A 21,558-nucleotide genomic window follows, 5' to 3' on the forward strand; every position below is an offset into this window, starting at 1 on the left:
GGCCGCGGGTAATCCCGGGGCTGCGGCTGGTTTCCGGATTTCTACAATATGGACATACATCCACAATATGGACAACCCGCGATGCCGACCGACCGCGCCGATCCCGAGCCGCTGACCCCTTACCAGTACCCCAATCCGCCCGAGGCCCTGCCCGAGATCGTGATCCCCCACGCGATCCCGACGGATGAACGCCTGTGGGTGCCGCAGGCCGAGAACGTCTGGTTCCGCCCGCTGTGCCTGAACGCGAGCCAGGGCTACTGGATGAATCTGCTGCGCGTGCGCAAGTCCGGCGTGCTGAGCCGGCACCGCCATCCGCAGGCCGTGCACGGCTTCGTGCTCAAGGGCCGCTGGAAATACCTGGAGCACGACTGGTGGGCCGAGGAGGGCGGCTACGTGTTCGAGCCGCCGGGCGAAACGCACACGCTCTACGTGCCCGAGGACGTGCAGGAAATGATCACCTACTTCCAGGTCAACGGTGTCATGTACTACACCGACCCTTACGGCAAGGGCATGGGCTACGAGGATGTGTTCACCAAGATCGACATGTGCCGCAAGCACTTCCAGGAAGTGGGCCTGGGCGCGGACTACGTCAAGCAGTTCATCCGATGAGCCGTGCCAGCTACGACTACCGCGGCCGCGTGGCCGTGGTGACGGGCGGCGCGAGCGGCATCGGTGCCGAGACGGCGCGGCTGTTGCGCAGCTTCGGCGCCACCGTGGTGGTCTGGGATCTGTCGGCCGAAGGCGACTTGCAGGTCGACGTGGCCGACCGCGCCGCCGTGGCCCGCGCCGCGCAGCAGACCTTTGAGCGCTGGGGCGGCATCGCCATGCTCGTGCACAGCGCGGGCACCACCGGCCCGACCATGGCACTGGACCAGTTCGACCCCGAGGTCTGGCACCGCGTCGTCGATGTGAACCTGGGCGGCACCTTCAACGTCTGCCACGCCGTGGTGCCGCTGATGCGCAAAGCCGGCCGCGGCCGCATCGTGCTGCTGGCCTCGCTGGCGGGCAAGGAGGGAACGCCCAACGCCTCGGCCTACAGCGCGGCCAAGGCCGGTGTGCTGGCACTGACCAAGTCGCTCGGCAAGGAACTGGCCGGCACCGGCATCCTCGTCAACGCGATTGCGCCGGCCGCCGTGCGCACGCCCATCCTGGAGCAGATGTCCCCCGAGCATGTGCAGACCATGGTGGCCAAGAGCCCCATGCAACGCCTGGGCGAGCCCGGCGAGGTCGCCGAGATGGTGGCCTGGCTCGCCTCCGATTCCTGCAGCTTCAACACGGGTGCCGTGTTCGACCTGTCGGGCGGCCGCGCCACCTATTGATTCCCCAAAACCACGACACCACCACCCGAGGAGACCTTCGACATGTCCAATGTCCTGACGCGCCGGCAATTCGCCAGCCTGGCCGCCGTGCCCTTCGTTGCCGGCACGGCCCACGCCCAGTCCGATTTCCCGAACAAGCCGATCGAGCTCGTCGTGCCGTTCCAGCCCGGCGGCGGCACCGACGCACTGGCGCGCTCCTTCGCCGACGCCACGCGCAAGCACACCACGCAGAGCTTCATCATCGTCAACAAGCCCGGTGCCAGCGGCTCCATCGGCTGGCAGGACGTGATGCACGCCAAGCCCGACGGCTACCGCCTGGCGGTCATCACCGTGGAGCTGGCCACGCTGGCCCACATCGGCATCGGCAAGATCAACGCCGACGACCTGCAGCCCATCGCCCAGCTCAATGCCGACCAGGCCGCCATCACGGTGCGCGCCGAGGCGCCCTGGAACACCATCGAGGAGTTCCTGGCCGCCGCGAAGAAAGAGCCGGGCAAGATCGGCGTGGGCAACGCAGGCCCCGGCTCGATCTGGCACCTGGCGGCCTCGGCGCTGGAGGACAAGGCCGGCGTGAAGTTCAACCACGTGCCCTTCCAGGGCGCGGGCCCCGGCGTGCTGGCGCTGCTGGGTGGCCACATCGACGCCGTGGCCGTGAGCCCGGCCGAGGTCACCACGCATGTGCAGTCCGGCAAGCTCAAGACGCTGGCCGTGATGGCCGAGCAGCGCGTCAAGGGCTTCGAGAAGGTGCCCACGCTCAAGGAGCGCGGCGTCGACCTCGTGATCGGCACCTGGCGCGGCATCGCGGCGCCCAAGAACACGCCGCCGCAGGTCGTGGCCTACCTCAAGGATCTGGCGCTCAAGGCCTCCAGCGAGCCCAGCTTCCGCGAGACGCTGGACAAGCAGAACCTGGGCTTCGTGTATGCGGACGACCAGGCGTTCAAGGCCAAGATCATGAAGGACAACGAATACTTCAAGTCGCTCATCACCAAGCTCGGAATCAAGGCCGGATGACTTACCAAGCAGATCTCCTGAAGGGCCAGCGTGCCCTGGTCGCCGGTGCCACGCAGGGCATTGGCGCCGTCATCGCGAACCACCTGGCCGCGCTGGGCGCCAAGGTCACTGCGCTGGGCCTGGGCGCGGGCGACGGTACGCTGGCAGCCAACGTCGAGGCGCGCCAGTGCGACGTGACCGACAGCGCCAGCCTGGAGGCGGCGATTTCGGACATGCCCGAACTCGACATCGTGTTCAACTGCGCCGGCATCATCCAGCGCGGCGCCGAGCACGATCTCGAGGTGTTCCAGCGCGTGCTCAACGTCAACCTCACGGGCACCATGCGCGTGTGCACGGCCACGCGCGAGCGGCTCAAGGCGCGGCGCGGCTGCATCGTCAACACCGCCTCCATGCTGAGCTTCTTCGGCGGCGGCCTGGTGCCGGGCTATGCGGCCAGCAAGGGCGGCGTGGCGCAGCTGACCAAGTCGCTGGCGATTGCCTACGCGCCTGACGGCATCCGCGTCAACGCGGTGGCGCCGGGTTGGATCGCCACGCCGCTCACGCAGGCGCTGCAGGACGACCCGGCGCGCGCCGGCCCCATCCTCGCGCGCACGCCGCTGGCGCGCTGGGGCACGCCCGACGACGTGGCCCGCGCGGCCGTGTTCCTGTGCACGCCCGCGGCCGCCTTCATGACGGGCGTGATCCTGCCCGTCGATGGCGGTTACATGGTCACTTGATAATCCGCGGCGCAATGACCATGGCGCCCGACCTCTCCATAGCCGCCGACGACGCAGGCCAGCCCGCCGTCGCCGGCACCCAGGCCTTCGGCAAATTCATGCGCGTGCTGCAACTCGTGGCCGATGCCGAGCAGCCGCCCAACGTGGCGGCGCTGATGCGCGCCACGGGCTTTCCGCGGCCCACCGTGCACCGCATCGTCGCCGGCCTGGTGGCCGAGCGCATGCTCGTGGAAGACGCGGCCACGCACGGCCTCGCGCTGGGTCCGCGCCTGATCCAGCTGGCCGCGCGCAGCTGGGGCCGCTCCGACCTGCGGCTCGCGGCCATGGACGCGCTCAAGCGCCTGCGCGACATCACCGGCGAGACCGTGCACCTGGCAGTGCCCAATGGCCGCAGCATGGTGTTCATCGAGAAGCTGGAGAGCCCCGCGGCCGTGCGCATGAGCTCGCGCATCGGCACCAGCGTGCCGCTGCACGTCACGGCCGTGGGCAAGGCCTACCTGGCGGCGCTGCCGGCCAGTGAGCGGGCCGCGCTGCTCAAGGGCCTGCCGCTGCCGCGCCACACCGCGCACACGCTGACCGAGCGCGCCGCCTTCGAGGCCGAACTGGCGGCCACGCAGGCGGCTGGCTGGTCCACCGACCGCGAGGAGCACGAGAACGGCGTCTACTGCTTCGGCGCCGCCGTGCGCGGGGCCGACGGCCGGCCGGTGGCCGCGATCAGCGTGACCACGCTGGTGTTCCGCCAGAAGGACGATCCGGCCCAGGCCTACGTGGCGCCGCTGCTGGCCGCCTGCGCGGCCGTGGCCGAGCGCATCGCCGAGGTGCCGGCCCTGTCCAAGGCCGAGCTGCTGTAGCCATGCCGCGGCTGCTGCACCACCTGGGCGTGCGCCCCTACCTGATGAGTGCGTGCGCCGTCGGCCTGGCCTGCGCGCTGCTGCTGCCGGCGCCCAATCTGGTCACGCGCGCGCTGCTGGGCTGGAACGCGGCGGTCTGGCTCTACCTCGTGCTGCTGGCCGGCATGATGGTGCGTGCCGACCATGGCCGCGTGCAGCGCGCCGCCGTGGCCCAGGCCGAGAGCGCCGTCACGGTGCTGGCCGTGGTCAGCCTGGCTGCGGTGGCCAGCCTGGTCGGCGTGGTGTTCGAACTCTCGGCCGCCAAGCTGCCGGGCGTGCCGCACGCCTGGCCGCATGTGCTGCTGGCGCTGGCGACCGTCGTAGGCTCGTGGACGCTGCTGCCCATGGTGTTCGCGCTGAGCTATGCCAGCGTCTACTACCGCAGCCACGGGCAGGGCCTGCGCTTTCCGGACGACGACGCCAGCTTCCGGCCCAACTATGGGGACTTCCTGTACTTTTCGTTCACGATCGCCGTGGCCTCGCAGACCTCGGACGTGAGCATCAACACGCCGGCCATGCGCCGCGTGGCGCTGCTGCAGACATTGCTGTCGTTCGCATTCAACGCGACGATCCTGGCGTTCAGCATCAACATCGCCGCGAGCCTGTTCTGACCGAGTCCACGGTGCCCATCGGCACCGGGCCACCAGCACCGCGGCGGCGTGCGCGGGACGGCGCGGGCACAGAGAAGGCGGAGGTGGCGTGTGCGCATGGCGGGTTGTGCGGGGCCGTGCCGGCGTGCCTGCGGTGTTCCGGGTGGCCCGCGCTGCGTCCCCAAGCGCGTCGCAGGGATTCCTGAAGATGCCGTCTGTGACGGCATGCCCGCCGCTGCGAGCAGGCCCAGCAGCTGGTCCATCTGTTCGCGCTGCGCCGCCGCGCGGGCAGGCGGCTGTGGAAGGCGGTGCGTTCGCGCGGGATGGCCGACATTGCCGTGCGCAACCGCCTGCAAGGCGTGGGGACCATCCCCATGGGCAGCGATGCGGCGACGCTGGCGCGCCTCGTCGCGCCGCCGGGCAAGTGGTGCTTGCGGAATCCGCCGCCTGGTCCTTGCCCAGATGCATGTCAGCGCCGGACTGGCGGCATTGCGCCGCGGTATGCGCAAATTCAAAAAAACTTTTGCAACAAGACAGTAACAAATGGTAGATTGACGCGCATCAAGTCGTGCGGGAGGCCAAGGATGCGCTTCGTCGAATGCTGTGGACACGGCCAGCCCGTGGCTGGCCAATGAACCCGGCCGACGCGGCGCGTCCTGCTGCCCCTGCCATGGCCGATCCTCTGCTCGCCATGCGCCAGCGCGCCGACCGGCTGGTGCTGTCGGTGCTGGTGCTGCAGGGCCTGGTTGCTCTGTTGCTTGGCGGCCTGTACGGTCCGTGGGGCACCGGCATGGTGGCGGCGGGCGTTCTGCTCGGGCTGGCGGGCCTGGCCTACGCGGTGGCAGCCGGGCGGCTCGCGGCGCGCCTGTCGCTGGCGGTCATCGGCATGTTCATGGTGGCCTTGAACATCCAGCTGTCCATGGGCATGCCGGAGATGCACTTCGCCGTCTTCGTGTTCCTGGCCTTTCTGCTGGCCTACCGTGATTGGCGGCCCGTGCTCGCAGGCGCGCTGGCGGTGGCCGTGCACCATGTGCTGTTCGACCGGCTGCAGGCCGCCGGGCTGCCCGTGTTCTGCCTGCGCGCACCCGACTTCGGGCAGATCGTCATCCACGCCGTGTTCGTGGTCGTGCAATCCGGCGTGGAACTGGTGATGGCCGTGCGCATGGAGCGCGATGCGCGCGAGTCGGCCGAACTGCGGGCGCTGTGCGCGCTTGACGCCGAAGGCCGCCTGTCGCTGCAGGCCGAAGCCGTGCAGGTGCACAGTGCCACCGGCCGCATCGTGCAGACTGCGCTGGTGCAGCTGGCCGGCGTGGTGGACGAAGTGCGCCAGGCCGCCCATGCCGTGGCCGGTACCGCCCGCACCATGTCGGGCGACACCGAGCAGCTGGGGGAGCGCACGCGTGAGGCCGCGCACAACCTGCAGTCCGCCGCCAGTGCGATGGCACATCTCGAACAGGCGTCGGCCGCCAGCGCCGGCGAGGCGCAGCAGGCGCTGCAACTGGCACAGCAGCAGAACGCGGCCGTCACTGGCTGCGCTGCGCTGGTGGACCAGTCGGTGCAGACCATGCAGGCCATCCACTCGGGCGCGCAGCAGGTCACCGACATCGTGACCACCATCGACAGCTTCGCTTTCCGCACCAACCTGCTGGCGCTGAACGCGGCCGTGGAGGCCGCCCGTGCCGGCGAGCACGGCCGCGGCTTCGCGGTGGTGGCCCAGGAGGTGCGCGTGCTGGCGCAGAACAGCGCCCAGGCCGCGCGCGACATCCGTGCGCTCGTGGCCCGCTCGCTGGAAGACGCGACCCAGGGCGAAGAGTCCGTCGGCCGCGCTGGCGCCAGCATGCGCGAGGTGCGCGAGCAGGCCGACCAGGTGCGCGCGCTGATGCTGCAGCTGTCGCAGCATGCCCAGCAACAGTCGGTGGAACTGGGCCATGCCACCTCGGCCGTGCAGCAGGTCGACCAGATGACGCAGGCCAACACCGCCATGGTGAGCGCGGCCCAGCAGTCCACGCAGACGCTGGCGCAGATGGCGGAGCGGCTGCTGGCCGCGGTGGCCCAGGTCGGCGGAGGCGCTGCGGCCGCCCCGGCACTGGTGGCCGCAGCACCCGCGCCAGCGGCGGGCCGGCTGCCGCTGGCCATCGGCGCCGCCGCCCTGAGCGCCTGAGCCGTTTCAGCCGCGCAAGCCTTCGCGCAGCACGGCGGCCAGCACGGCCATGCCCTGCGCGATCTGCTCGGCCGTGAGCCCGGCATAGCCCAGCACCAGCCCCGCGGGCCGGCTGCGCCCGGGCGGCCCGGCGAACAGCGGCGAGACCGGATACACCCCAACGCCGCGCTGGCGCACCGCAGCCGCCAGCGGCGCCTCGTCGCGCGGGCGCAGCGCGGGCAGCCACAGCACCACGTGCAGGCCGGCGGCCGTGCCGGCCGCATGGGCGCCGCCGGGCAGTTGCGCCACCGCCTCGAGCAGGGCGGCGCGCCGGCGTTCATGGGCGCGGCGCATGCGCCGCACATGGCGTTCGTAGGCACCGCTGTCGAGCAGCGCGGCCAGCACGCGCTGCTCCAGCACGGGCGCATGGCGGTCGGCCAGGCGCTTGGCCTGGCGGAACACCGGCACCAGCGGCGGCGGCAGCACCATGTAGCCCAGGCGCAGCTGCGGCGACAAGGCCTTGGACACGGTGCCGACGTAGAGCACGCGGCCGTCGGTGTCGATGGCCTGTAGCGCGGCGATGGGGCGCTGGCCGTAGCGGAATTCACCGTCGTAGTCGTCCTCCACGACCCAGGCCTGCTGGCGCTGTGCCCATTGCAGCAGTTCCATGCGCCGGGCGATCGGCAACACGCCGCCGAGTGGGAACTGGTGCGAGGGCGTGACGTAGGCCAGCCGCGCGCGGGCGTCCTGCGGCAGGCGTGCGGTGTCGAGGCCATGGCCGTCGGCCGTCACCGCCAGCAGCTGCGCGCCGGTGGCCTCGAAGCTGCGCCGCGCCATCAGGTAGCCAGGGTCTTCGAAGACGAAGGCGTCGCCGGCGTCGAGCAGCAGCCGCGCGCTGAGGTCGATGGCCTGCTGCGCACCGTGCACCACGAGGATCTGCTCTGCGTCGCAGGCCAGTCCGCGCGCGCGGTGCAGGTAGGCTTGCAGCGCGCGGCGCAGCGCGGCATCGCCCTCGGGTGCGGCGTAGCAGAGGCTGGGCTGCTGGCGCAGCAGCTCGGCCTGGTAGGCGCGCCGCCAGGCCAGCACCGGAAAGTCGCGCGCGGACAGCGCGCCATACAGGAAGTCGATGCGGGCCGGCGCGTCGGCTGCCAGCGCCGGCAGCGCCATGGCCGCAACGCGGCGGCCCAAGGCCGACAGCGCGGGCGGCGCGTGGCCCGCGCGCCTGCTGCGTGCGGCCGGCGCCGCCACCGAAGCCGGTGGCACCGCCACGCGCGCCGCGCGGCCACCCGATGTCAGCAGGAAGCCCTCGGCCGCCAACTGCTCGTAGACCGCCGTGACGGTGGTGCGCGAGACGCCCAGCTCGCTGGCCAGCGCGCGCGTGGACGGCGCCCGCGCCCCGGCCGCCAGGCTGCCGTCGGCGATCTGTGCGCGCAGCAGCTCGTAGATGCGGCGGCCGGCGCCGGTGCCCGTGAGGCGCTGCAACTGGTCCATGCAAATGTGGAAAAACTGGTTCTTCCCATTGTGCCGGTCGTGCGCCACAGTGCAGGTTGCCCAACCGCCCGCACAGCCACCACGATGTACCTGCCCGCCCACTTTGCCGAACAGCGGCCTGCCGAACTGCAGCGCCTGGTCCAGGCCCACCCGCTGGGCACGCTCGTGCACCACGGTCCGGACGGGCTGGACGCCGAGCACATCCCGTTCGAGTTCGACGCCGACACCGGCCCGCTGGGTCTGCTCACAGCCCATGTGGCGCGCGCCAACACGGTGTGGCAGCGCTGCCCCACGGGCACGCCGGTGCTGGTGGTGTTCCACGGCCCGCAGGCCTACATCTCGCCCAACTGGTACCCGAGCAAGCACGAGGCGCACCGCCAGGTGCCGACCTGGAACTACGCCGTGGTGCACGCCCACGGCACCCTCACCGTCCGCGACGACGAACGCTTCGTGCGGGGCCTGGTGGCGCGCCTCACACGCCGGCACGAGGCGGCCGAGCCCCGGCCCTGGCGCATGGGGGACTCCGCGCCCGACTTCATCGACGGCCTGCTGCAGCACATCGTGGGCATCGAGATCGCCGTGACGCGGCTGGTCGGCAAGTCCAAGCTCGGCCAGAACAAGGAGCCGCGCGACCGCGAAGGCGCGGCCGGCAGGCTCGACGCGCTGGGCCATGCCGATCTGGCGCAGGCCATGCGCCGCGCGGTCTGAAGGCGGCGCGCGTGTTCGTCTCCACCTTCACCTTCGCACCGGGCGCGTTCGACCAGGAGTTCCACCGCATGGATGCGGCCATCGCCGAGGCCGCGCGCGCCATCCCGGGCTACCTGGGCGAGGAAAGCTGGGAGAACCCGGCCACGGGGCTGGTGGCCAACAGCTACTACTGGGACAGCATGGCGGCGCTCGAGCAGCTCATGCAGCACCCCACGCACCGCGCGGCCAAGCAGCAGCAGGCGCGCTGGCTGGCGGGCTACCACGTGGTCGTCGCGCAGGTGCTGGCTTCGCATGGCGACGGGCGCATCGCGCACCCGCTGGCGTCGCCGATGGTGTGAACTAAGCCCCCATGTTGGCCAGCGAGGCCTCGATCGCTGCGGCCGTGGCCAGTGGCCGCTCCATCGGGAACAGGTGGCTGCCGTCCAGCATCATCACGCGGCCCGGGTCGCCCTTGCCGTCGGCGCCGACGATGCGCGCCGTCATGGCCATGCCGACCTGGCGCATCTCGGCCGACTGGCGCCCGCCCAGGAAGGCCACCGGGCACTTGAGCGGATGCCGGCGCAGCAGGCGGTCCAGGTGGTCGGGCAGGGTGTTGTAGATCGCGGTCTCCACATCGCGGTCGAAGCTCAGCACGCGGCGTCGGTCGGCGCCCTGGCCTTCGTCGTGCGTGCCGTGGGCGATGTAGTCGGCCAGCACCTCGGGCGCCCATTTGGCGAAGGCCTTCTTGTGCCGGAAATGTTCCAGCGCCGCGGCCGCGTCGGGCCAGCTGTTGCGCCGCGCCCGGCTGATGCGCCCGGGCGAGACCGAGCCCACCAGCGGCGTGCGCTTGGCCAGGCCCAGCGTGGTGGCGCGCCAGCCACCGATCAGCGGCGAGTCGATCAGCAGCACGCCGCGCGCCAGCTGCGGCGCGCGTGCTGCCGCCATCGCGCTCAGGAAGCCGCCCAGCGAATGGCCGACCAGCCAGGCCTTCTCCTCCTGCTGGGTGGCGAAGTCCACCAACTGCTGCACCAGGTGCGGCCAGTTGTTGCTGACCGGGTACTTGGGGTCGTGGCCGTACTTCTCGACGGCCGCGATCCGAAAGCCGCGTGCGCGCAGCGCGGCGAACAGCACGCGGTAGGTCGAGGCCGGAAAGCTGTTGGCGTGCGAGAAGACGATGAGCCCACGCCCGCCCGCGGCGGCGCTCAAATCAGGCGCTCGTCCGGGTTGGTGATCTTGCGCAGCGGCTTGCCGCGGCTGGCCGCGACCATCAGCGGCAGCTCGGTCGGGCCGCCGGCCCACTGCGGGTCCTCGATGCTGTCGAACACCTCGCGCAGCTTCTGGCCCCAGGAGCCGTGCAGCATGCGGAAGTAGGGGTTCTGCTCGTCGATGCAGACCACCTTGTCGGTGCGGAACTCGTCCACGCCGTAGACCACCAGATCCAGCGGCAGGCCCACCGACAGGTTGGACTTGAGCGTGGAGTCCATCGACACCAGCGCGCACTTGGCCGCCTCGTCCAGCGGCGTGTCGGGCGTGATCACCCGGTCCAGCACGGGCTTGCCGTACTTGGATTCGCCGATCTGGAAGTAGGGCGTCTCGGGCGTGGCCTCGATGAAGTTGCCGGCCGAATAGACCTGGAACAGCCGCATGCCCTCGCCCTTGATCTGGCCGCCGAAGATCATGGAGACGTTGAACTCCACGCCCGACTGGCGCAGCGAGACCGCATCGCGCTCGTAGACGCGGCGCACCGCCGCGCCCAGCACGCGGGCGGCATCGAACATGCTCTTGGCGTTCCAGATCGTGATGGGGTCGCTGTCCTCGAACTCCTTCAACTGCTCGACCTGCAGGATCTCGCGGATGGACTGCGAGATCGACAGGTTGCCGGCCGACAGCAGCACCATGAAGCGGTCGTCCGCGCGCTCGTAGACGATCATCTTGCGGAAGGTGCTGATCTGGTCCAGGCCGGCGTTGGTGCGCGAGTCGGACAGGAACACCAGTCCGGCGTTGAGTTTGAGGGCGACGCAGTAGGTCATGGGGTGGGGCTGTTGGCGAGGGAGGCCTGTTCGCGGCGCGCGATGTTCTTCAAGCGGTACAGCGCATCGAGGGCCTCGCGCGGGGTCAGCGCATCGGGGTCGATGCCGGCCAGCGCGGATTCTACGGGGCTGGGTTCGGCCTGGGCCGCGGCCGGCGGCGGCGCGAACAGGTCGATCTGGGCCTGGCTTTCGCTGGCCTGCTGCTCCAGGGCTTCGAGCGTGTGGCGCGCATGGTGCAGCACCGGCGCCGGCATGCCGGCCAGCCGCGCCACCTGGATGCCGTAACTGCGGCTGGCCGGGCCGGCCTGGATCTCGTGCAGGAACACGATGTCGCCGCCCGATTCGGCCGCGCTCACATGCACGTTCTGCGCCGCATGGTGCTTGGCCGGGAACTCGGTCAGCTCGAAGTAGTGCGTGGCGAACAGCGTGAAGGCCTGGGTGCGGTCGTGCAGTTGGGCCGCGATGCCGCTGGCCAGGGCCAGGCCGTCGAAGGTCGAGGTGCCGCGGCCGATCTCGTCCATCAGCACCAGGCTGTGGCGGCTCGCGCCATGCAGGATCTGCGCGGCCTCGGTCATCTCGACCATGAAGGTCGATTGCGCGTTGGCGAGATCGTCGGCCGCGCCGATGCGCGTGTGGATCGCGTCGATGGGGCCGAGCCGGCAGCTGCTGGCCGGCACATGGCTGCCGATGCTGGCCATCAGCACGATCAGCGCCACCTGGCGCATGTAGGTCGACTTGCCGCCCATGTTCGGGCCGGTGATGACCTGCATGCGCTGCTTGACGTGCAGCCGCGTGTCGTTGGCGATGAAGGCGGCCTGCGAGGTCTCGGCCAGGCGGGCCTCGACCACCGGGTGGCGGCCGCGCTCGATCTCGATGCAGGGCTCCTTCACGAACTGCGGCGCGCACCAGTTCAGCGTGAGCGAGCGCTCGGCGAAGCTGCACAGCACGTCGAGCGTGGCCATGGCCTGGGCCAGGCGCGACAGGGCTGGAACGAAGGCCTGCAGCTGGCCCAGCAGCCGGTCGTACAGCCATTTCTCGCGCGCCAGCGCGCGCTCCTGGGCCGACAGCGCCTTGTCTTCGAAGGCCTTGAGCTCCGGTGTGATGAAGCGCTCGGCGTTCTTGAGCGTCTGGCGCCGCCGGTAGTCGGCCGGCACCTTGTCCAGCGCGCCCTGCGTGACCTCGATGTAGAAGCCATGCACCTTGTTGAACTGCACGCGCAGGTTGCCGATGCCGGTGCGCGCGCGCTCGCGCGTTTCCAGGTCGAGCAGGAAGGCGTCGCAGTTGTTCTGGATCGCGCGCAGCTCGTCGAGCTCGGCGTCATGGCCGGCCGCGATCACGCCGCCGTCGCGTACCAGCGCGGCCGGCTCCTCCAGGATGGCGGCGGCCAGCAGCGCCGCGCACGCGGGCGGCGGCTCCAGGTCCTGGCGGATCTGCGCCAGCAGGCCCGGCAGGCCGTCGATGCTGTCGGCCAGCAGGCCGGCGCGCTGCAAGGCCAGCTGCAGCGCCACCAGTTCGCGCGGGCGCACCTGGTAGAGCGCGGTGCGCGCCGTGATGCGTTCCACGTCGCTCGTGCCCTTGAGCTGCTCGCGCAGCTTGGCGTAGTGGCCGGCGCCCGGCGCGTCGCGCAGCACGGCGGTGGCCAGCAGGCGCGCATGGGCTTCGCCGCGGTCGCGCTGCGGCTCCAGCAGCCAGCGCTTGAGCAGGCGGCTGCCCATGCTGGTCATGCAGGTGTCCAGCAGCGAGAAGAGGGTGGGGCTGTCCTCGCCGCGCAGGGTCTGTACCAGTTCGAGGTTGCGCCGCGTGCTGAGCGGCAGGTCGATGGCGGCGTCGCTGCGCGCCACGCGCAGCGCCTGCAGGTGCGACAGCGCCTGGCCCTGCGTGTGCTCGGCGAAGGCCAGCAGCGCCGAGGCCGCGGCATGGGCTTGCGGCAGGCCCTCGGCATGCCAGGCCGAGAGGCTGGCCACGTGCAGGTGCTCGCAGAGCTTGCGCTGGCCGAGCGCGCCGTCGAACTGCCATGCCGGACGCAGCGACAGGGCCAGCGGCCCGCCCTGCGGCGTCGTGAGGCGCAGGCTGCGGATGCGCGCTTCCAGCGCATCGGGCACGTCGGCCGGCAGCAGCAGCTCGGCCGGGCCGATGCGCGCCAGCCAGCCCGGCAATTCGTCCATGCTGCACTCGGCCAGCTGCAGCTCGGACTGCGTGAGCGCCAGCCAGGCCAGGCCGCAGCGCTGGCGCGGGCCGGGGTAGAAGGCGGCCAGCACGGATTCGGTCTTGTCGGCCAGCAGGGCCGTGTCGGTCAGCGTGCCGGGCGTGACCACGCGCACCACCTTGCGCTCCACCGGGCCCTTGCCCGTGACCTCGCCGACCTGCTCGCAGATCGCCACCGATTCGCCGAGCCGGATCAGCTTGGCCAGGTAGCTCTCGACCGCGTGGAACGGGATGCCGCACATCACCACGGGCTCGCCGGCCGACTGGCCACGCCGCGTGAGCGTGATGTCCATCAGCGCCGCGGCGCGCTCGGCGTCGGCGTAGAACAGCTCGTAGAAATCCCCCATGCGGTAGAAGACCAGCGTGTCGGGGAAGTCGGCTTTCAGGCCGAGGTACTGGGCCATCATCGGCGTGTGGGCCGAGAAGTCAGGCTTTGGCATGGGCGGGAGCGAAGACAAGAGGCGTGGCGTGTGGTTGGGGAGCGGGGGGCGATTGTCGCCAAGTTGCGGCCAGCGGTCGCGCGGGCGCGGGACTTGCGGACCGGCGGGCGCGGCCGCACAAAATTGGCCAACGGCCTTGCGGCTGTCGTTTTGGCGTCATGGCCGCACCGTTCGGTCCGTCAGCGCTGCCCTTCGTCGGCGCTTGGTGGCTGGGGCGCCGGCCGGCTGATGAAATGGCCGCGGGTACCGTCCCGGAAAAGGAAAGCCGCGATGAAGCTGCGCAGCCAGGTGCTGGGGTTGGGGGTGGTCGGCGTCGTCATGGCCGGCCTGGTCGGGGCGATCGGCCTGCTCAATGGCAACCGGCTGGCCGCCGAGATCGGCCGGACGGTCGACCTCGGCACGGCGCTGCAGAGCAGCCAGGAGGCCGACATGATGCACGACGCCGTGCGTGGCGACGTGCTGCTCGCGCTGCTGGGCGCGCAGAGCCGCGACAGCGCACAGATCGCCGAGGCCAGGCAGGGCCTGGCAGCCCACACCGAGACCTTCCAGAAGGCGCTGGCCCAGCTGCAGGAGCTGCCCACCTCCGAGGAGGTCAAGCGCGTGGTGGCCACCACCTTGCCGCAGGTGGCCACCTACACCGCGGCCGCCAGACGCATCCAGGACCTGGCCGGCAGCGACGCCGCGGCGGCCCAGGCGGCCTATCCGGCGTTCCAGAAGGCCTTCTCCGAACTCGAAAGCCAGATGGCGGCGCAGGCCGATGCCATCGAGCGCAACAGCGAGGCCGTGCACGAGGCCGCCGCGCAGAGCGTGCAGGCTGCGGCCTTGCAGGTGGTGCTGGCGCTGGTCGTCGCGGCCGTGCTGCTGGTCGGCGCGGCCGTCTGGCTCACGCGCCAGATGGAGCGGCCCATGGCCGATGCCGTGGGCATGGCCGACCGCCTGGCCCATGGCGACCTCACGGGCAGCGCGGCCGCGCACGGCAACGACGAGACGCGCCGCCTGCTGTCGGCCATGGCACGCATGCAGGCGCAGTTCAGCGAGATCGTGCGCAGCGTGCAGCACAACTCCGACAGCGTGGCCCATGCCAGCGTGGAGATCGCCCAGGGCAACCAGGACCTCAGCATGCGCACCGAGCAGCAGGCCAGCGCGCTGCAGGAGACCTCGGCCTCGATGGAGGAGCTGCGCGCCACCGTGCTGCAGAACGCCGACAGCGCGCGCCAGGCCAACGACCTCGCGGCCAAGGCCAGTGCCGTGGCTGCGCAGGGCGGGGCGGTGGTGGGCGAAGTGGTGCGCACCATGCAGGAGATCGAGGAGTCGTCGCGCCGCATCGCCGACATCATCGGCACCATCGACGGCATCGCCTTCCAGACCAACATCCTGGCGCTCAACGCCGCGGTGGAGGCGGCCCGCGCGGGCGAGCAGGGCCGCGGCTTCGCGGTGGTGGCCTCCGAGGTGCGCGCCCTGGCCGGCCGCTCGGCCGAGGCCGCCAAGGAGATCAAGGCCTTGATCGGCACCAGCGTGCAGCGCGTGGAGGCCGGCACGCGCCTGGTCGGCAGCGCCGGCGGCACCATGGACGAGATCGTCGCGGCGATCCGCCGCGTGACCGACATCGTGGGCGAGATCACCGCCTCCAGCGACGGCCAGGCCGCCGGCATCTCGCAGGTCGGCGACGCCGTCACGCAGATGGACCGCAGCACGCAGCAGAACGCCGCGCTGGTCGAGGAGATCGCCGCCGCGGCCAGCAGCCTCAAGGGCCAGGCCCAGGGCCTGGTCAACGCCGTGGCGGCGTTCCGGCTGCCGGGCAGCAGCAGCGTGGTCGCACTGCGGGAGCATGCCGCATGAAGCGCCTGCACCTGCTGGTTGGCGCGCTCCTGTGCCTGGCTGGTGCATCGGCCTGGGCCGGCCGCCCGCTCACGGTGGACGACGCCAACGTGGCCGAAGTCGGCGGCGGCCAGATCGAGACCTGGTATGCGCGCCCCGCCAGCCGCGACCGGCTGTGGACCAGCACGCTGGGCGTGGGCGTGCTGGACTGGCTGGAACTCGGCGTGGGTGTGGAGCGCAGCTTCTCCGCGCCCGAGACCAGCACGGCCGTGCAGGCCAAGATGCGGCTCACGCCGTCGGTGGAGGGCGGCTGCAACCTCGGCGCCGTGGTCGGCCGCATGCACCTGCACCGCGAGCGCAGCGACGCCACCTATGCCAACGGCCTGGTCACCTGCAACCTGGATGGCGGCCCGCTGCACCTGAACCTGGGCGCGCACCGGCTCGATGGCGGCGGCACGCATGCCACCTGGGGCGTGGCCAAGGAGTTCGATCTGGGCACCGTGACGGCCCATGTCGAGGCCTTCGGCCAGCAGCACGGCAAGCCCACGCTGCAGTTCGGCCTGCGCCGCGAGATCGTCAAGAACCTGCAGATCGACGGCACGCTGGGGCGTGCGGAGCGCAAGGCGGTGTTCAGCGTGGGGCTGCGGATGGGGTTTTGAGGCGGTGCGGGCGGGCTGCACCGACCAACTTGCACCAAGTCGGCTCAGGTCAGATTCAATCCGCCATCCGACAGCAGCACTTCGCCAGTGAGGTAGTCCGAGCCAACCAGCATCGCAACTGCGTGGGCGATATCGTCCGGGCTGGCGGCCCGGTGCATCGGAGCGCGCTCGCGCCACAACGCTTGTGCGCCGGTCCACCCGGCCGTCAGAGGCGTGTCGACCAAACCCGGCGCAACGGCATTGACCCGAATATCCGGCCCCAGTGACAGTGCGAGCAGGCGGGTCATGTGGTTGAGCGCAGCCTTGCTGACCGCGTACGGAATGGAGGCACCTTTGGGACGGATTCCCGCATGCGAGCTGATGTTCACCACGCTGCCAGCCCGTCGGCACTGAGCAGCTTCGCGCAGCGCCGACTCCGCCAAGGCGACGAGATGGAACGGTGCCACGACGTTCACCTCATGGAGTTCATGCCACACCGCAGCGGTTGCCGAGGCCAGGTCTTCATGCGGAATGACTTTGCTGATGCCGGCATTGTTGACCAGCACGTCCAGTTGACCCCACGCGGAGACGGCCTCGCTGACAAGACGGGCCCGATCGGCTTCCAGGGCAAGATCGGCTTGTACGTAGATGGCCTGATTCATTTCAGCAGCCATCGCACGACCGACGTCCGCAGAGCTCCGTGAATGAAGAACCACCGAATAGCCGTCTTGGTTGAGCCGGCGCGCGATGGCCGCGCCGATGCCGGAAGTGGATCCTGTGACCAATGCGACACGAAGCACGGTATCAATTTTCATCTGGGGAATCTGTGAAATCCAAACTCAGCATTGTTGGATGACGCTCCGCTCTGAGGTCGAACGGCAAAGCGCCAAAAAAACTTCTGATCCGGTCAAGCGCAATGCGATGCCGCATGGCCATCACTCGACAGCCGGTACAGCCAATGCTGGCGCAGGCCACTGCCCTCTGGCACGTGGGGATGCTCGAAGGTGCCAGATGCCCGCATGCCAAGACGCTCCATGACGCCGCGCGACCTGACATTGCACAGAGCGGTGAACGACACAATTTCGCTCAAGCTGAGCAATTCGAAACCAACGCGCAAGGCGCCTCTTGCGGCTTCCGACGCGAACCCCTTGCCCCAATGCCGAATCCCGAGACGCCACCCGACCTCCACGCATGGGGAAAACGGGAGTTCAGCGGATGGCGTGTGGAGGCCGACAAACCCAATGAACTCTTGGGTGGCTCTGGATTCCGCCGCCCAGAAACCCCAGCCGCGTTCTTCGAGGAGAGACTGGCAGCGGTCAGCCATTGCATCACTCTCCATGCGCGTGAGTGGCGAAGGGAAGAACTCCATGACCTTCGGATCGGCATTGAGCATGGCGAAGGGTTCGCGGTCAGAGGGCTTCCATTGACGCAAGCGAAGGCGCTCGGTCTCGAATTCGATGAGATGTGTCATTTTCTACGGTGCTCGGCGATGGTCACCCATGACGCCGCGCTCGGCCGACGCCGCAGGCGGTCGGATGCAGCGGCTTGTATGGTGATTCCAGCGCACGCGATTTACGCCCGACAGAGCGTAGCAGGCGGACCCACAGCACCGGCCCACCCGCGCACGCTGGATGCCTGCGCCGCACTTCGCCGCCACGCCCACCACCGTCGGCAGCACGGAGGCCGTGCCAAGCTTGGGCGACAGCGGTGCACCTTCCACTGGGCACAGGCGCCCCGGCGCGGGCATCCGGGCGTGCGGATGTGCCTGCGGCCGCCCTACACCGCCACCGGCTTGCGTACCACCACATTGCGCTGCGTGACCCGAAAGCCGCAGCGCTCGTAGAGCCGGGCGGCATCGTGCGCGTTGTCCGCATCCACGCCGAGCACCGATTCGTCCATGCCGGCATCGCGTTGCGCGACGAGGGCGCGGGCGATCAGCGCGCCTGCCAGCCCGCGCCGGCGCCATGGCGCGCCGACGCTGATGAACTCTGTCTCGCCGCGCCGGCGGTTCTGCGTGGCGTTCTGTTCGGCGTTGATGAAGGGCTTGACCTGGCCGGCCACGCGGCCGCTCGCGGTGTGCCAGGCCACCTGCCACAGCTGGGGCTGGAAGGTCGGCAATGTCGTCCAGCGCTCGAAGTCGCCCGGCCTGGGCGGGGCGACATCCCAGTGCCCCTGCAGGGCCTCCATGTGGGCGTCGAAGATGGCGCGCAGGTGCTCGGGCTGCACCGGCCGCACCTCGAAGCCTTCGGGCAGCGGCAGGTCTGGAATGTCGTCCAGCGTGGGCCGCTCCATGCGCAGGAAATGCCGCGCCGGCGCATAGCCGGCGCGCTGCAGCATGGCGCTGCGCCCGGTCTCGCCCTCGGTCACGAAGACATGGTGCACTGAGGCGGCGTTCTGACCCTGGGCGAACGCGCGCTGCCTGGACTCCACCCAGTGCAGCAGCACGGTGCCGATGCCGCGGCGGCGCAACGCCGGATGGACGAAGCCGATCTGGGCCTGGACCAGGCAGCCGTGCGCGTCGGTCCAGTGCGCGCTGCGCACGTAGCCCGCCAGGCGGCCGTCGCACTCGGCCATCACGAGGTCGCGCAGCGGGTCGAAGCGCGGCAGGCGGGCATAGTCCTCGCGCATGTGCTCGGGCGTGCGCACCCAGCCCATGCGGTCGGCGGCGAACACGGCGTTGGCCACCTCGGCCATCGCGGGAAAGTCGGCGTCGCCGGCGAAGGCGCGCAGCTGCAGGCCGGGCGGGTGCTCTGGGGACATCGCGGCAAGTCTCCGGGCTTGGTTGTTCTTGGTTGTGCGCAGTGTCGCGCGATGGGCGCCTGGGTGGCTAGGAGCGTGGGCGGCAGAAATCCGGCCCCGCGTGCGGCCTGCAAGGGGGCGCAGGCTAGGCGCCGGACGAAGCGCAGGCTGGCCGCCTGCGCGAGGACGGCAACGACGCATGCGCCCCCTTGCAGGCCGCACCCTTCGGGCCGGGGCGATTGGCAGCGCCATCCTTCGTTGCCGGCTCGTTGTGTGGCAGGCCACACGGCCTCGCCGGCGCCTCGGCTGGCACCGCCACTCGCCCCGGCGCGGGGCCGGATTTCTGCCGCCCACGCTCCTAGTCTGGCCTGTGGTTCGACCGCCACGCCTGTACCGCATCGCCGTGGGTGGCGAGAAACTTCTGCAGGCGCGCGAAGCGCTTGCGCGTGGCCCGCAGGAAGATGCGGTCGACCACGGGCTCCAGCAGCCAGGCCAGCGCCCTGGGCGCGACCGAGAAGGTGTAGGTGTAGACCAGCACGGAGCGGCCGTCCGGCAGCGGCTGGTGGCGCATGGAGGCGGCCCAGCGCGAGAACGGGAAGGACTGCCCGACCATGCTGGCCGCGGCGAGGACAGGTGGGTCGTAGCTGACGAAGCGCGTGGTCATCGACAGGCTGCGCAGCCAACCCCCGCCGGTGTTCTCGCTGACGGCACCCACGCTGGGGCAGGGCGCGCCGCCCTGCACCTGCGTGCGCGACACCAGCGAATCCCAGTGCGCGCGCCAGCGGTGGTAGTGGAATGCGTCGAACACCACCTCGGCCGGCGCGGGCATCGCGAACTCCAGCCTTCTGTGCGCCATCTCAATCCCAGGCCGGCTTGGCGACCATCAGGTAGAAGATGGCCAGCATGGCGACGAAGGCCGGATACCCCAGGCCTTCCCACCAGCAGCGGCAGCGGTCGAATGCCGCGGGCAGCGGCGTGCCGTCGCGCGCGGCCTCCTGTGCCATGCGGGCCATGCGCAGTTGCAGCCAGACCACCGGCAGCCAGCAGGCGCCGGCGAAGGCATAGAGCAGCAGCGCCAGCAGCAGCCAGGGTGTGGACAGCGGCCAGCCCGCGGCATGGGCGAGCCACAGGCCCGACAGCGGCTGGAAGACGGCCGCTGGCGTGGTGAACCACCAGTCCGCGCGCACCACCAGCCGGGTGATGACGGCCTGGGCCGCGACGCTGCCGCTGCGGTTGCCGAAGAACATGTAGAAGGCCGAGCCGAAGCCCGTGCCCACCAGCACCACGCTGGACAGGATGTGCAGCCACTTGACCAGCAGGTAGCCGCTCACCGCCGCGCCTCTTCACGCAGCAGCAGCCACAGGCCCGCCGCCAGCGGAATGTTCTTGGTCAGCGGCCCCAGCGGGTGCAGCCACAGGGCGGGCAGCAGCAGCGTGGCGGCCAGCGTCATGAGTGCCATCACGGCCAGGGCGGCCCAGTAGACCCGCCGGCCGGGGCGCAACGCCATGGCCAGGCCCAGCAGCAGGTCCACGCCTGCGCCCGCGAACACCACGGTGCGGATGGCCGCGGCATCGGTCCATCCGGCCTGATGCAGCAGCAAGGCGGATTGGCCCTCGCGTTCCACCACGCTGACGACGGCTGTGGCGAGCCAGACGAACACCAGGCTGGCGCGCAGCACGCCCAGCGCGGCCGGACGTTCAGCCGGCGGCATGGGTCGAGCCTTCCTCGAGATCCGTGACCATGCCCCAGCGGGCGAACTCGGGCGCGAAGTCGGCCAGCGCGAGATGCCCGGCGGCCGTGAAGGCGCCGACCGGCAGGGCCGGGCCCGGTACCGCCGCCAGGCGGCGGGCCAGCAGGATGGCCGCCATGCAGGGAATCTCCGGGCCGTGGTCGTTGTCGGCGGCGATGTGCCAGGCCCGCGCGGCGGCGCGGCCCTGGCCGTCCACGCCCGCCACCCGCACCACCATGCCGCCCAGTCCCGAGCCGAAGGGGTCGAACAGCCGTCCCGCGCGGTTCAGCGCCGGCGCCCAGCGCGAGGGCGCGGGGATGAGCCGGGCGGCGCGCAGCGCCGACAGCACGGCCAGCATGCGCTGCGACGGGCCGACTTCCACCGCGGCCCGGAACACCACGGTCTCGCGCACGGCATAGCGGGCCGGGAACAGTTCGAGATCGGGGATGTCGCACAGCGCGCCCAGGCGCGGGCGCATGCGCGCAAAGTGCTGGCGCTGCAGGCCACCCCAGCCGCGGCGTGCCTGCCAGCGGCCGTCGAGCCACACCGGCACGGGCTCGCCGCAGTAGCTCAGCACGCCGGCCAGCGTGGCGTCGCCGCGCGGCGCGGTCTGCGCCGGCGCGATGCAGATGGCGATGCGGTCGATCTGCTGCCAGCCCGCGCACAGCGCGTCGACCACGGCGCCGGACAGGGCCGGCACGGTGCTGGCGCCGCTGATGGCGGTGCGCCCGGCCTGGCGGAACGCGGCATCCAGCGCCGCGGGAAAGTCGCAGACGAAGCGCCGGCCATCGGCCAGGTCCAGGTAGTGGGCGCCGGCCGCCGCGGCCGCCAGGGCGACCGCGTAACCCTGCGCCTGGAACGGGCCGGCGGTGTGGATGACCAGCTCCACGCCCAGCGCGCGCAGCTGCGCCGCCAGGTCGCTGCGTTGCAGGTCGAGCGCGACGGCGCTGGCGCGCGGTCCCAGTGCGCTGGCCAGGGCCTGCGCGCGTGCCGCATCGCGGCCGGCCACCAGCAAGGCGATCCCGGCGTCGGCGGCCAGTGCGCGGCAGATGCGCGCACCGAAGTTGCCATAGCCACCCAGGACGATGGTCTTCATCGGTCGACCGGCCGTGCCA

The 21,558-nt window shown here is 70.9% G+C and carries 22 protein-coding genes; 11 read left to right on the forward strand and 11 right to left on the reverse strand.

Annotated elements, in window-relative coordinates; genetic code table 11:
* Nucleotides 1-81 precede the first annotated feature (81 nt).
* The 7 genes from ASF45_RS16335 (at nt 82) to ASF45_RS16365 (ending at nt 6,687) form a co-directional block, all read left to right on the forward strand.
* Entirely contained in the window at nt 82-609 is a 528-nt protein-coding gene (locus ASF45_RS16335; protein ID WP_056664601.1) for a 2,4'-dihydroxyacetophenone dioxygenase family protein, read from the forward strand.
* Nucleotides 606-1,319, forward strand: a complete 714-nt coding sequence (locus ASF45_RS16340) for an SDR family NAD(P)-dependent oxidoreductase (protein ID WP_056664604.1) — start codon at nt 606-608, stop codon at nt 1,317-1,319. The genes ASF45_RS16335 and ASF45_RS16340 overlap by 4 nt, the downstream gene beginning before the upstream one ends.
* 42 nt (nt 1,320-1,361) lie before the next feature.
* Complete coding sequence (locus tag ASF45_RS16345; protein ID WP_056664608.1) at nt 1,362-2,330, forward strand: tripartite tricarboxylate transporter substrate binding protein; 969 nt, start codon at nt 1,362-1,364, stop codon at nt 2,328-2,330.
* Nucleotides 2,327-3,046: an SDR family NAD(P)-dependent oxidoreductase gene (locus ASF45_RS16350; protein WP_056664611.1), complete on the forward strand. Its 720-nt coding sequence runs from the start codon at nt 2,327-2,329 to the stop codon at nt 3,044-3,046. Before ASF45_RS16345 ends, ASF45_RS16350 begins: the two co-directional genes overlap by 4 nt.
* A gap of 14 nt (nt 3,047-3,060) precedes the next feature.
* Nucleotides 3,061-3,897: an IclR family transcriptional regulator gene (locus ASF45_RS16355; RefSeq protein WP_235580937.1), complete on the forward strand. Its 837-nt coding sequence runs from the start codon at nt 3,061-3,063 to the stop codon at nt 3,895-3,897.
* A gap of 2 nt (nt 3,898-3,899) precedes the next feature.
* Nucleotides 3,900-4,547, forward strand: coding sequence for a DUF1345 domain-containing protein (locus tag ASF45_RS16360; protein ID WP_056664614.1), 648 nt, complete (start codon nt 3,900-3,902; stop codon nt 4,545-4,547).
* Nucleotides 4,548-5,196: 649 nt separating this feature from the next.
* The gene (locus ASF45_RS16365) at nt 5,197-6,687 is read left to right on the forward strand and encodes a methyl-accepting chemotaxis protein (RefSeq protein ID WP_056664617.1); all 1,491 of its coding nucleotides are present in this window, start codon (nt 5,197-5,199) and stop codon (nt 6,685-6,687) included.
* A gap of 6 nt (nt 6,688-6,693) precedes the next feature.
* Here the strand turns inward: ASF45_RS16365 and ASF45_RS16370 are convergent, their stop codons facing one another.
* Complete coding sequence (locus tag ASF45_RS16370; protein ID WP_056664620.1) at nt 6,694-8,157, reverse strand: PLP-dependent aminotransferase family protein; 1,464 nt, start codon at nt 8,155-8,157, stop codon at nt 6,694-6,696.
* Nucleotides 8,158-8,241: 84 nt separating this feature from the next.
* Here ASF45_RS16370 and ASF45_RS16375 point away from each other — a divergent pair, with 84 nt between their 5' ends.
* Both ASF45_RS16375 and ASF45_RS16380 read left to right on the forward strand, forming a co-directional pair.
* Nucleotides 8,242-8,865: an FMN-binding negative transcriptional regulator gene (locus tag ASF45_RS16375; RefSeq protein ID WP_056664624.1), complete on the forward strand. Its 624-nt coding sequence runs from the start codon at nt 8,242-8,244 to the stop codon at nt 8,863-8,865.
* Nucleotides 8,866-8,876: 11 nt separating this feature from the next.
* Complete coding sequence (locus tag ASF45_RS16380; RefSeq protein WP_056664627.1) at nt 8,877-9,203, forward strand: antibiotic biosynthesis monooxygenase; 327 nt, start codon at nt 8,877-8,879, stop codon at nt 9,201-9,203.
* 1 nt (nt 9,204) lies between these two features.
* On the opposite strand, the gene ASF45_RS16385 is transcribed toward ASF45_RS16380, so the two are convergent.
* The 3 genes from ASF45_RS16385 to mutS are packed head-to-tail and all read right to left on the reverse strand — an operon-like array spanning nt 9,205 to nt 13,519.
* Nucleotides 9,205-10,050, reverse strand: coding sequence for an alpha/beta hydrolase (locus ASF45_RS16385; protein WP_235580938.1), 846 nt, complete (start codon nt 10,048-10,050; stop codon nt 9,205-9,207).
* Nucleotides 10,047-10,874, reverse strand: a complete 828-nt coding sequence (locus ASF45_RS16390; protein ID WP_056664630.1) for a proteasome-type protease — start codon at nt 10,872-10,874, stop codon at nt 10,047-10,049. Before ASF45_RS16390 ends, ASF45_RS16385 begins: the two co-directional genes overlap by 4 nt.
* Complete coding sequence (gene mutS / locus ASF45_RS16395) at nt 10,871-13,519, reverse strand: DNA mismatch repair protein MutS (RefSeq protein WP_056664632.1); 2,649 nt, start codon at nt 13,517-13,519, stop codon at nt 10,871-10,873. Before mutS ends, ASF45_RS16390 begins: the two co-directional genes overlap by 4 nt.
* 270 nt (nt 13,520-13,789) lie before the next feature.
* Here mutS and ASF45_RS36960 point away from each other — a divergent pair, with 270 nt between their 5' ends.
* Both ASF45_RS36960 and ASF45_RS16405 read left to right on the forward strand, forming a co-directional pair.
* The gene (locus ASF45_RS36960) at nt 13,790-15,358 is read left to right on the forward strand and encodes a methyl-accepting chemotaxis protein (RefSeq protein ID WP_056664635.1); all 1,569 of its coding nucleotides are present in this window, start codon (nt 13,790-13,792) and stop codon (nt 15,356-15,358) included.
* Nucleotides 15,355-15,996 (forward strand): hypothetical protein, encoded by a 642-nt coding sequence (locus ASF45_RS16405; protein WP_056664638.1) that lies wholly within the window; start codon nt 15,355-15,357, stop codon nt 15,994-15,996. Before ASF45_RS36960 ends, ASF45_RS16405 begins: the two co-directional genes overlap by 4 nt.
* A gap of 44 nt (nt 15,997-16,040) precedes the next feature.
* On the opposite strand, the gene ASF45_RS16410 is transcribed toward ASF45_RS16405, so the two are convergent.
* The 7 genes from ASF45_RS16410 to ASF45_RS16440 all read right to left on the reverse strand — a co-directional run bounded on the left by ASF45_RS16410 (nt 16,041) and on the right by ASF45_RS16440 (nt 21,539).
* Nucleotides 16,041-16,790 carry an SDR family NAD(P)-dependent oxidoreductase gene (locus tag ASF45_RS16410; RefSeq protein ID WP_082551064.1) on the reverse strand — a complete coding sequence of 250 codons (750 nt, stop codon included), beginning with the start codon at nt 16,788-16,790 and terminating at the stop codon, nt 16,041-16,043.
* A 92-nt stretch (nt 16,791-16,882) separates the two neighbouring features.
* The gene (locus ASF45_RS16415; RefSeq protein ID WP_056664644.1) at nt 16,883-17,446 is read right to left on the reverse strand and encodes a GNAT family N-acetyltransferase; all 564 of its coding nucleotides are present in this window, start codon (nt 17,444-17,446) and stop codon (nt 16,883-16,885) included.
* Between the two features lie 305 nt (nt 17,447-17,751).
* Complete coding sequence (locus ASF45_RS16420) at nt 17,752-18,735, reverse strand: GNAT family N-acetyltransferase (protein ID WP_056664647.1); 984 nt, start codon at nt 18,733-18,735, stop codon at nt 17,752-17,754.
* A 337-nt stretch (nt 18,736-19,072) separates the two neighbouring features.
* Entirely contained in the window at nt 19,073-19,570 is a 498-nt protein-coding gene (locus ASF45_RS16425; RefSeq protein WP_056664650.1) for an SRPBCC family protein, read from the reverse strand.
* 1 nt (nt 19,571) lies between these two features.
* Complete coding sequence (locus tag ASF45_RS16430) at nt 19,572-20,045, reverse strand: DUF2269 domain-containing protein (RefSeq protein ID WP_056664653.1); 474 nt, start codon at nt 20,043-20,045, stop codon at nt 19,572-19,574.
* Nucleotides 20,042-20,425 (reverse strand): DoxX-like family protein, encoded by a 384-nt coding sequence (locus tag ASF45_RS16435; protein WP_063887701.1) that lies wholly within the window; start codon nt 20,423-20,425, stop codon nt 20,042-20,044. Before ASF45_RS16435 ends, ASF45_RS16430 begins: the two co-directional genes overlap by 4 nt.
* Nucleotides 20,412-21,539, reverse strand: a complete 1,128-nt coding sequence (locus tag ASF45_RS16440; protein WP_056664659.1) for a saccharopine dehydrogenase NADP-binding domain-containing protein — start codon at nt 21,537-21,539, stop codon at nt 20,412-20,414. Before ASF45_RS16440 ends, ASF45_RS16435 begins: the two co-directional genes overlap by 14 nt.
* Nucleotides 21,540-21,558: the final 19 nt, after the last annotated feature.

Source organism: Pseudorhodoferax sp. Leaf265, assembly GCF_001422365.1.
Lineage (GTDB): Bacteria > Pseudomonadota > Gammaproteobacteria > Burkholderiales > Burkholderiaceae_C > Pseudorhodoferax.

What these genes read in the sequence shown, in the direction of transcription:
- ASF45_RS16335 (WP_056664601.1), top strand. Translation starts at nt 82, where the DNA reads ATGCCGACCGACCGCGCCGATCCCGAGCCGCTGACCCCTTACCAGTAC.
- ASF45_RS16340 (WP_056664604.1), top strand. Translation starts at nt 606, where the DNA reads ATGAGCCGTGCCAGCTACGACTACCGCGGCCGCGTGGCCGTGGTGACG.
- ASF45_RS16345 (WP_056664608.1), top strand. Translation starts at nt 1,362, where the DNA reads ATGTCCAATGTCCTGACGCGCCGGCAATTCGCCAGCCTGGCCGCCGTG.
- ASF45_RS16350 (WP_056664611.1), top strand. Translation starts at nt 2,327, where the DNA reads ATGACTTACCAAGCAGATCTCCTGAAGGGCCAGCGTGCCCTGGTCGCC.
- ASF45_RS16355 (WP_235580937.1), top strand. Translation starts at nt 3,061, where the DNA reads ATGACCATGGCGCCCGACCTCTCCATAGCCGCCGACGACGCAGGCCAG.
- ASF45_RS16360 (WP_056664614.1), top strand. Translation starts at nt 3,900, where the DNA reads ATGCCGCGGCTGCTGCACCACCTGGGCGTGCGCCCCTACCTGATGAGT.
- ASF45_RS16365 (WP_056664617.1), top strand. Translation starts at nt 5,197, where the DNA reads ATGGCCGATCCTCTGCTCGCCATGCGCCAGCGCGCCGACCGGCTGGTG.
- ASF45_RS16370 (WP_056664620.1), bottom strand. Translation starts at nt 8,157, where the DNA reads ATGGACCAGTTGCAGCGCCTCACGGGCACCGGCGCCGGCCGCCGCATC.
- ASF45_RS16375 (WP_056664624.1), top strand. Translation starts at nt 8,242, where the DNA reads ATGTACCTGCCCGCCCACTTTGCCGAACAGCGGCCTGCCGAACTGCAG.
- ASF45_RS16390 (WP_056664630.1), bottom strand. Translation starts at nt 10,874, where the DNA reads ATGACCTACTGCGTCGCCCTCAAACTCAACGCCGGACTGGTGTTCCTG.
- mutS (WP_056664632.1), bottom strand. Translation starts at nt 13,519, where the DNA reads ATGCCAAAGCCTGACTTCTCGGCCCACACGCCGATGATGGCCCAGTAC.
- ASF45_RS36960 (WP_056664635.1), top strand. Translation starts at nt 13,790, where the DNA reads ATGAAGCTGCGCAGCCAGGTGCTGGGGTTGGGGGTGGTCGGCGTCGTC.
- ASF45_RS16405 (WP_056664638.1), top strand. Translation starts at nt 15,355, where the DNA reads ATGAAGCGCCTGCACCTGCTGGTTGGCGCGCTCCTGTGCCTGGCTGGT.
- ASF45_RS16410 (WP_082551064.1), bottom strand. Translation starts at nt 16,790, where the DNA reads ATGAAAATTGATACCGTGCTTCGTGTCGCATTGGTCACAGGATCCACT.
- ASF45_RS16415 (WP_056664644.1), bottom strand. Translation starts at nt 17,446, where the DNA reads ATGACACATCTCATCGAATTCGAGACCGAGCGCCTTCGCTTGCGTCAA.
- ASF45_RS16420 (WP_056664647.1), bottom strand. Translation starts at nt 18,735, where the DNA reads ATGTCCCCAGAGCACCCGCCCGGCCTGCAGCTGCGCGCCTTCGCCGGC.
- ASF45_RS16425 (WP_056664650.1), bottom strand. Translation starts at nt 19,570, where the DNA reads ATGGCGCACAGAAGGCTGGAGTTCGCGATGCCCGCGCCGGCCGAGGTG.
- ASF45_RS16435 (WP_063887701.1), bottom strand. Translation starts at nt 20,425, where the DNA reads ATGCCGCCGGCTGAACGTCCGGCCGCGCTGGGCGTGCTGCGCGCCAGC.
- ASF45_RS16440 (WP_056664659.1), bottom strand. Translation starts at nt 21,539, where the DNA reads ATGAAGACCATCGTCCTGGGTGGCTATGGCAACTTCGGTGCGCGCATC.